Raw genomic sequence first — 9,041 nt, 5'->3', positions numbered from 1 at the left:
CCGGCGTCTTCGGCCCGCTCTTGATCACTTCTTCGATCGCCGCCACGATCGCATCGTGCGCCTGCCGCCCCGCGCCCTGGCCCTGCGTCAGGAAGTCCAGCATCAGCGCCCCAGACCAGACCATCGCGATCGGGTTGGCGATGTTTTTGCCATAGATGTCCGGCGCCGAGCCGTGCACCGGCTCGAACAGGCTCGGGAACGTGCGCTCCGGGTTCAGGTTGGCCGACGGTGCCAGCCCGATCGTGCCGGTGGTCGCCGGGCCCAGGTCCGACAGGATGTCTCCGAACAGGTTCGTCGCCGCCACCACGTCGAAGCGCCCTGGCTGCAGCACGAAGCGCGCCGTCAGGATGTCGATGTGCTGCTTGTCCAGCGTGATCTCCGGGTAGCCCTTGGCCACCTCGTCGGCCCTCTGGTCCCACCAGGGCATGCTGATGGCGATGCCGTTGCTCTTGGTGGCCAGCGTCACGTGCTTCTTCGGGCGGCCCTGCGCGAGGTCGAACGCGAACTTCAGCAGCCGCTCGGCGCCCTTGCGCGAATACACCGACTCCTGGATCACGATCTCGCGGTCCGTGCCCTCGTACATGATCCCGCCCAGCGAGGTGTATTCGCCCTCGGTGTTCTCGCGCACCACGTAGTAGTCGATGTCCCCGGGCTTGCGGCCCGCCAGCGGGCACGGCACGCCCTCGAACAGGCGCACGGGCCGCAGGTTGATGTACTGGTCGAACTCGCGGCGGAACTTCAGCAGCGAGCCCCACAGCGAGACATGGTCCGGCACGGTGGCCGGCCAGCCCACGGCGCCGAAGAAGAGCGCGTCCATGCCCTTGAGCTGCTCCTTCCAGTCATCGGGCATCATCTGCCCGTGCGCGAGGTAGTAGTCGCAGCTGGCCCACTCGAAGGTGTGCAGCTCCAGCGCGAAGCCGAAACGCCCGGCCGCCGCCTGGATCGCCCGCAGCCCCTCGGGCATGACTTCCTTGCCGATGCCGTCTCCGGGCAGCACCGCGATGCGGAAAATGGTGTCCATGGTCTTCCTCGGTTCGTCGGGTTATGCGGCCTGCGCCGCAGGGGAATGGCCCGGGGCCGCCCTGTCCTGCTCCTCGAGCCAGCCCTGCCGCAGTTCGGGCACGGAGCGCGCGAGCAGTTCGTAATACGGATGGTGGGGTCCGCGGTCGAAATCCGCGCGCGCCACCTGGTCCAGCTTGCGGCCGTGCTGCATGACGACGATCTCGTCGCACACCGCGCGCACCGTGTGCAGGTCGTGGCTGATGAAGAGATAGGACACGCCCAGCTCCCGGCGCAGTTCTGCCATGAGGTCGAGCACCGCGGCGCCCACCACGGTATCGAGCGCGGAGGTAACTTCATCGCAGAGGATGAGGTCTGGATCGGCCGCGAGCGCGCGGGCGAGGTTGACGCGCTGCTTCTGCCCGCCCGAAAGGCCTCCCGGCAGGCGATCCGCCACGGCGTGCGGCAGCCTGACGAGATCCAGCAGCTGGCGGATGCGCTGCTGCAGCGCCGGCCCGCGCAGGCCCTTGTAGAACTCGAGCGGGCGCGCCAGGATGCGGCCGATGGTGTGCGACGGGTTCAGCGCCGTATCGGCCATCTGGAACACGATCTGGATGCGGCGCAGCTCCTCGCGCTCGCGCTGCGCGAGCGTGGGCTTGAGCTCGCGCCCGTTGAACACCACGGAGCCGGCATGCGCGGGGATCAGGCCCGCGATGGCCCGCGCGAGCGTGGTCTTGCCCGAGCCGGATTCGCCGATCACGCCGATGGCCTGGCCCCGGCGCACGGTGAGGCTCACGTCGTCCAGGATCAGCGCGGCCGGCCGGCCCTGCGCGTCCTTCGGGCCGTAGCCGGCCGACAGGTGGCGCACGTCCAGCAGCACGGCGCCCTCCTCGCCCGCACCGCCCTCTCGCGCCGCGGGCCGCGCCGCCGCCAGCAGGCTGCGGGTGTAGGGATGTTCCGGCGCCTCCAGGATGCGCGGGGTGGAATTGAGTTCCTGCATCTGCCCGCCGCGCAGCACCAGGATGTGGTCGGCCATCTGCGCCACCACGGCCAGGTCGTGGCTGACATACACGGCCGTGGCGCGGCGCTCCCGCACCACGCGCCGGAAGGCGCGCAGCACCTCGATCTGCGTGGTCACGTCGAGCGCCGTGGTGGGCTCGTCGAGGATGACCAGGTCCGGATCGGTGATGAGCGCCATCGCGGCCATGATGCGCTGCAGCTGGCCGCCGGACACCTGGTGCGGATAGCGGCTGCCGATGGTGTCGGGATCGGGCAGCGCCAGTTCGCGGAAGAGCTGCACGGCCTTCGCCTCGGCCTCGGCGCGCGGCAGGGTCCCGTGGATGCGCGCGGGCTCCACCACCTGGTCCATGAGGGTGCGCGACGGGTTGAACGAGGCGGCGGCGCTCTGCGCGATGTAGGCCACGGTGCGGCCCCGCAGCGCGCGCTGGCCGGCCGTGGAGAGCCCCAGCACATCCACGTCGCCGATGCGCACGCTGCCGCCGGAGATGCTGCAGCCCTCGCGTGCATGGCCCATGAGGGCCAGCGCGGTGGTCGTCTTGCCAGAGCCGGATTCGCCGATCAGCGCCAGCACCTCGCCCGGCGCGATCGAGAAGCTGACGCGGTCCACCAGCGTCTGGGTGCCCGCGGTGATGTGCAGGTCCTGCACGGTGACGGATGCTCCCATCAGCGGGCTCCTCGTTCGCGGGCGGCGCGGCCCGGCAGGTTGTCGATGACGAGATTGACGGCGATGGTCAGGCTCGCGATGGCTATGGCAGGGGCGATCACGGCGGCGCCTCCCTCGGGCAGCGCGCCGATGTTCTCGCGCACCAGCGATCCCCAGTCCGCCTCGGGCGGCTGTATGCCCAGGCCGAGGAAGCTCAGGCTGGCGAGCAGCAGCACCACGTAGACAAAGCGCAGCCCCAGGTCGGCGAGCATGGGGCCCAGGATGTTGGGCAGGATCTCGCGCAGCATCACGTAGAGCGTGCCCTCCCCGCGCGTGCGGGCCACCACCACATAGTCGAGCGCATTGATGTTCACCGCCAGCGAGCGCGCGATGCGGTAGGCACCCGGCACGTAGATGATGGCGGCCGTGGCCACCAGCATGGCCACCGACGAGCCGAAGCCGGCGACCATGATGAGCGCGAACATCTTGCTCGGGATGGCCGTGAGCGTATCCAGCACGCGGCTCAGCACCGCGTCTAGCTTGCCCCCCACGGCCGCGGCGAGCAGCGCAAGCACGGTGCCGGTGCCGCTGGCCAGCAGCGTGGCCAGCAGCGCCACGCCGACGGTGTAGCGTGCGCCGTTCACGACGCGTGCCAGCATGTCGCGGCCGAGGTAGTCCGTGCCCAGCCAGTGCGCCGCGCCGATGGGCGCGAACACGTCCATGCCGCCGCCGGAAGCGGTGGGCGTGGCGCCCAGCAACCAGGGGCCGACCAGCGCGGCCAGCATCCAGAACAGCAGCACGGCCAGTGCCAGCAACCCCAGCGGGCCGAGGCCGGCGAGCCAGTGCAGCGCGCGGTGCAGGCCGCCGCGCCGGGCCGCGGGCGCCGCGGGCGCACCGGACGGAGGAGAAACGGTATCCATCAGTGGAGCTCCTTGGTCGGAATGCGCCATCTCAGCGGTGGCGCAGGCGCGGGTTGGCGACGATGCCGCACAGGTCGGCCAGCGTGACGAGGATCAGGTAGCCCGCGCAGAAGATCATGGCGCAGGCCTGTACCAGCGGCATGTCGCGCTGCGTCACGCCATCGACCATGAGCTTGGCGATGCCCGGGTAATTGAAGATGGTCTCGATGATGATCACGCCGCCCAGCAGGTACGACAGCGACAGCGCCACCGCATTGGCGATGGGCCCCACCGCATTGGGCAGCGCATGCGCCATCACGGTGCGCAGCGGCGAGGCGCCCTTGAGCCGGACCATTTCGATGTAGGGGGCCTGCAGCTGGTCGCTGACGGCCGCGCGGGTCATGCGCATCATCTGCGCCACGATCACGCAGCACAGGCTGAGCACCGGCATCGCGAAGGCGCGCAGCATCTGGCCCACGGATTCAATGTCGTTCACATAGGACAGGGCAGGCAGCCAGCGCAGCTGCACCGCGAACACCAGCACCGCGAGGGTGGCGACCAGGAACTCCGGCACGGACACCACAGCCACCGCCCCGGTGGAAACCACCCGGTCGAACCACGAGCCCCTCCACACCGCGCAGGCAATGCCGAGCGCCAGCGCGATGGGCACCGAGAACAGCGCCGTCACCGCCGCGAGCAGCAGCGAATTGGGCAGCCGGCTCGCGATCAGTTCGCCCACCGGCATCTGCGTGGTGGCAGACATGCCCAGGTCGCCCCGGACCGCCCCGCCCAGCCAGCGCACGTAGCGCAGGGGCGCAGGCACGTCCAGTCCCATCTGCGACCGCAGCGCGGCCAATGCCTCGGGCGTGGCATCCTGGCCGAGCTGCTCCTGCGCGGCATCGCCGGGCAGCACGGCCGTGATGGCGAACACGACGGCCGACACCGCGAGCAGCGACAGCAGCGCGAGCAGCACGCGCTGCCCCAGGAGCTTGAGAATCACACGGTTCATGAGGGGTCCGTATCAGTTGTCCATGGCGCTGCGTGCCGCCTTCACCCAGGAAAACGGCGCAGCGTCACCCGTCGGCAGGCCGCGGAGCAGGCCACGCCGGCAGACGCCGTGGAACGGGCTTCGCCCGGCCACTGGCGTCGTCCCCCTGCCCGCCGTGCACAGCATGGCGAGAGCAGGGGGAAGCGGCGCAGCCGCTCAGGGGGGTGCTTCAAGCGTCCAGCCACACATGCTCCGCGAATGCGTAACCCATCAGGCCGCCCAGCGGGATCGGCGACAGGCCCTTGAGCCTGGAGCTGTGGCCGTCGATGCTGGCGAGGAACAGCGGAATGCCGATGCCTGCGTCCTGGTGGATCATGGTCTGCATGTCGGCATACATCTGCTTGCGCTTGGCCTGGTCGGTCTCGGCGCGCGCGGCCACGAGCAACTGGTCGAACTGCGGGCTCTTCCAGCGCGACTCGTTCCATGCCGCGTCGGACTTGAAGAACTGCGTGAGCAGCGTGTCCGCGCTGGGGCGCGGGTTCACGTTGCCGAAGCCCACGGGATTGGTGAGCCAGTGGTTGGACCAGTAGCCGTCGGCCGGCATGCGCTTGACATCCAGGTCCAGGCCGATGCGCTGGCCCGACTGCTGCAGCAACAGCGCGATCTCGGTGGAATACATCGCAGCGGGCGAGGTGACCATCGGGATCTTGCCCGTCACGCCCGACTTCTGCAGGTGGAACTTGGCCTTGTCCAGGTCGAAGGTGCGCTGCGGCAGGCCCGCGAAGTAGAAGCGGTTGGTCGGATCGACGGGCTGGTCGTTGCCCAGCACCGCGTAGTCGAGCGCGATGGTCTTCTTCATCTGCTCGCGATCGAACAGGTGCTTCATCGCCAGGACGAAGTCCGGATTCGCGCCCGGGCCCATGTCCTTGCGCAGGATGAGGTCGGAGTACTGTCCCGACTGCGTGGTGAAGATCGCGTAGCCTGGCGTGCCCTTGACGCGGGCCACGGCCCGGGGGTTCACCGAGGCGACGAGGTCCATGCCGCCGGACAGCAGCGCGTTCACGCGCGCCGTCTCGTCGCCGATGCCGACGAACTCGATCTCGTCCAGGTAGGGCTTGCCGGGCTTCCAGTAGGCGTCGTTGCGCACCACCAGGGAGCGCACGCCCGGCTTGAACTCCTTGAGCTTGTACGGGCCTGTGCCGATGCCGGCGTTGAAATCCGTGGTGCCGTCCTTGACGATGTGGAAGTGGAAGGTGCCCAGGATCACGGGCAGGTCGGCATTGGGCTGCGACAGCACCACCGTCACCTCGCCAGGGCCGGAGGCCTTCACACTGTCGATCTGGTCGGACAGCGCCTTGGCCTTGGAGGCCGTGGCCGGATCCTTGTGGCGCATGAGCGAGAAAACCACGTCTTCGGGCGCCAGGGCCTTGCCATCGTGGAAGACCACGCCCTTGCGCAGCTTGAACACCCAGGTCTTCGCGTCGGCCGTGGAGTACGACTCGGCCAGGGCCGGCTGGGGCGTGAGGCTGCCGTCCAGCGAGAACAGCCCGTTGTAGAGCATGTTGCCACGCGAATAGTCGGTCTGGTTGGATTGCTTGGCCGGATCCAGCGTGTCGGTGGCGGCCGCGGTGGCACCCGCCACGCGGATGCGCCCTCCCCGCCGCGGTGTCTGCGCGTGCGCACTGGCGGCCATGGTGGCCAGGCCGCCCGCCAGGGACGCCTGCATGCCCCCCGCGAGGAACATGGCCAGCACATCGCGACGCGATGCTCCGCGTGCCAGCGACTGCATCACGCGCTGGCTCTCTGCGGGGCCGACGAGGCGGTCGAACTCGGGGATTTTGTCGCTCATGGTGGACTCCTTGTGGGACCTGGGGAAAGGGAAGGAAGGGACGGTGGAAAAAAGCGGACCGGTGGCTTCGGCATCAGCCGAGCCGGTCCTTGAGGCGGTAGTAGAGCCCCACGGCCGGCAGGAACCAGGGCGGCCCGAAGTGGCCGGGAATCGCCGGCCACCCGCGACCGCGCCATGGGTTGGCCGCGGCATTGCCGGCCATCACCTCTGCCATGCGCTGCCCCATGTGGACGGACATCTGCGTGCCGTGCCCGCTGTAGCCCATCGAATAGAAGACGCCGTCGCGCTCGCCGGCATGGGGCAGGCGGTCCTGAGTCATGTCCACGAGTCCGCCCCAGCAGTGGTCGATGCGCACCTGCCCGAGCTGCGGAAAAGTCTCGGCCAGCCCCTGCCGCAGGATCTCGCCGCTGGCCGCATCCTGCTGCGGGCTGGAGACCGCGAACTTCGCCCGCCCGCCGAACACCAGGCGGTGGTCGGCCGTGAGGCGGAAGTAATGGTGGATGTTGGCAATCGTCACGTAGGTGCGGCGGCCGGCCAGCAGGGCCTGCGCGCGCTCCGCGCCCAGCGGCTCCGTCACCACGATGAAGCTGCCGATCGGCACGATGCGCCGGCGCAGCCAGCCGAACGTGCCGTAGCCGCCATGGCGCGAGGCGCCGGTGGCCAGCAGCACCTGCTTCGCATCGACCGGGCCGCGGGCCGTGTGCAGGCGGTGGGCCTGGCCCTGCAATCGCTCGAGGCGGTCCACGCAGGTGCCCAGGTGGATCTGCGCGCCATGGCGCACCGCGGCGCGGGCCAAGCCCAGGGCGAAGCGCCCCATGTGCATCTGGCCGCTGCGCTTGTAGAGCAGGCCGCCGACGAAGCGGTCGCTCTGCACCTCCCCGGCGACGCGGGCTGCGTCGAGCACTTCGACATCGGTGTCCACGCCGTCCGCGACGAGCCTCTCGGCGCTGCGCCGCAGCGCGTCCAGGTGCTGCGGCCGGGTGGCGAGCTTGAGCTTGCCGTGCCGCAGGAAGTCGCAATCGATGGCCTCCTCGCGCACCAGCCGCGCCACCGTGTCCACTGCGGCATCGTAGGCGTGGTACCAGGCGCGTGCCTGTTCCACGCCTACGCGTGCGGCCACGTCCGCATAGTCCACGGCCAGTCCGTTGTTCACGTGGCCGCCATTGCGGCCCGACGCCTCCGGCGCCACGGTCGCGCCCGCTTCCAGCAACGCCACGCTGGCACCCTGCCGGGCCAGCGCATGGGCCGCGGACAGCCCCGTGAAGCCCCCGCCCACGATGGCCACATCCACCCGCGCAGGCAGGCCGGGCGCGGGCGTCGCCAGGGGCGGCAGCGAATCGAGCCAGTAGGAGTCGAGCTTCATGGAAGGGCTGCGGAAGATTGTGGGCGGAACATCAGAGACCGACGACGCCGGCCAGGCCGCCGATGTCCTGGATCTCGGTGTAGCGGTAGGCCGGATTGCCGGGGCCATGGCCGCGGTTCACGAACACCTTGTTCACGATGCCGATGTCGTCGGCCGACATCAGGTCGTAGCGCAGGCTGGACGACACGTGCAGCACGTCCTCGGGATTGCAGCCCAGCGAATCGAACATGAACTCGAACGCCTTCAGGCGCGGCTTGTAGGCCTGGGCCATCTGCGCGGTATACACGCGGTGGAACGGCGCGCCCAGCATGTCCACGTTGCGGTGGATCTGGTCGTCCGAGGCATTGGAGAGGATCACGAGCGGAATCTCCCTGGCCACCTTGGCAAGGCCCGCAGGCACGTCGGCATGCGGACCCCAGGTCGGCACGGCGTCATAGTAGCGCTGGGCCTCGTGGTCGAAATACTGGAGGTTCCACTTCTTGCACAGCCGGCGGATCGCGTTCTTCAGTACCTGCTCGTAAGGCTGCCAGTCGCCCAGCACCTCGTCGAAACGGTAGGCCGTGAAATCGGCGACGAACTGCTCCATGCGATCGGCAGGCACGCGATCGGCGAACATCTCGCGGGCCATCTCCCCCATGCGGAAACGCGTGAGCGTGCCGTAGCAGTCGAAGGTGATGTACTTGGGACGGAAAGTCATGGTCTCGGTTTCCTGAGGTTCTCTCGGGGTTCTGCCGGTCACCGACCGGGGCGGGCCGCCGGGTGCCTGCGCGCCCTGTGCGACGTTTTCATTACGAACTGATTGAAGCACGCGGCTTCGCGGCCGTCGTTGGGAATTGCGGGGGCGGCACGCGAGAAAATTGCGGTTTGCAGGGGCTCCGGCGGCATGCTGTGCGGCGCGCACCGCTTGCGTGCGGAACTGCACCGTTGGTGCGCTGCAGCAAGCGCGCCAGGCACGCTTTTGAAGCATGGCACCCCGTCCGCGCCATGCCGCAGCAACGCGCGTGCGGCCCCGCAGCAGGGCGAACGCGTGGAAGTGCGGGAGACAACGTGAGGGAGCATGGTGCGTCGGATCCGTGAAAAATCACCGCTTGCAAGGGGTGCCGCGGTGATGGGTGATCCTAGGTAACAACCCCTGGCATTTGTGCCCGTTGGCGGGGGCCGCGCCGCAGCGAATTGCAAAACCACCCCACCGCGCAGACGAAGCTTGCAAGTTGCGGGCAAACCCCTAGCACGCTATGGCACGGCACGCGGATGTCGTCCAAGATAGGACCACTGTGCAC

General features: G+C 69.1%; 7 protein-coding genes. All 7 read right to left on the bottom strand.

Going from position 1 to position 9,041, the window contains the following annotated elements; translation table 11 throughout:
* Positions 1–1,021 (bottom strand): tartrate dehydrogenase (locus T336_RS0118680; RefSeq protein ID WP_026433694.1); only part of this gene is annotated, 1,021 nt, incomplete at its 3' end.
* 21 nt (positions 1,022–1,042) lie between these two features.
* A complete protein-coding gene (locus T336_RS0118675) occupies positions 1,043–2,683 on the bottom strand; it encodes an ABC transporter ATP-binding protein (RefSeq protein WP_019701821.1) in 1,641 nt (546 codons plus the stop codon).
* The gene (locus tag T336_RS0118670; RefSeq protein ID WP_026433693.1) at positions 2,683–3,582 is read right to left on the bottom strand and encodes an ABC transporter permease; all 900 of its coding nucleotides are present in this window, start codon (positions 3,580–3,582) and stop codon (positions 2,683–2,685) included. The genes T336_RS0118675 and T336_RS0118670 overlap by 1 nt, the downstream gene beginning before the upstream one ends.
* Before the next feature lie 31 nt (positions 3,583–3,613).
* Positions 3,614–4,570: an ABC transporter permease gene (locus T336_RS0118665; protein ID WP_026433692.1), complete on the bottom strand. Its 957-nt coding sequence runs from the start codon at positions 4,568–4,570 to the stop codon at positions 3,614–3,616.
* Between the two features lie 208 nt (positions 4,571–4,778).
* Entirely contained in the window at positions 4,779–6,398 is a 1,620-nt protein-coding gene (locus tag T336_RS0118660; protein WP_019701818.1) for an ABC transporter substrate-binding protein, read from the bottom strand.
* 73 nt (positions 6,399–6,471) lie between these two features.
* Positions 6,472–7,761 (bottom strand): NAD(P)/FAD-dependent oxidoreductase, encoded by a 1,290-nt coding sequence (locus T336_RS0118655; protein ID WP_026433691.1) that lies wholly within the window; start codon positions 7,759–7,761, stop codon positions 6,472–6,474.
* Positions 7,762–7,792: 31 nt separating this feature from the next.
* The gene (locus T336_RS0118650; RefSeq protein WP_026433690.1) at positions 7,793–8,458 is read right to left on the bottom strand and encodes a haloacid dehalogenase type II; all 666 of its coding nucleotides are present in this window, start codon (positions 8,456–8,458) and stop codon (positions 7,793–7,795) included.
* Positions 8,459–9,041 lie beyond the last annotated feature (583 nt).

It is taken from the genome of Paracidovorax oryzae ATCC 19882, from assembly GCF_000687165.1.
In the GTDB taxonomy this organism is placed as follows: domain Bacteria; phylum Pseudomonadota; class Gammaproteobacteria; order Burkholderiales; family Burkholderiaceae_C; genus Paracidovorax; species Paracidovorax oryzae.
This window is presented reverse-complemented; position numbering and strand designations above follow the sequence as displayed.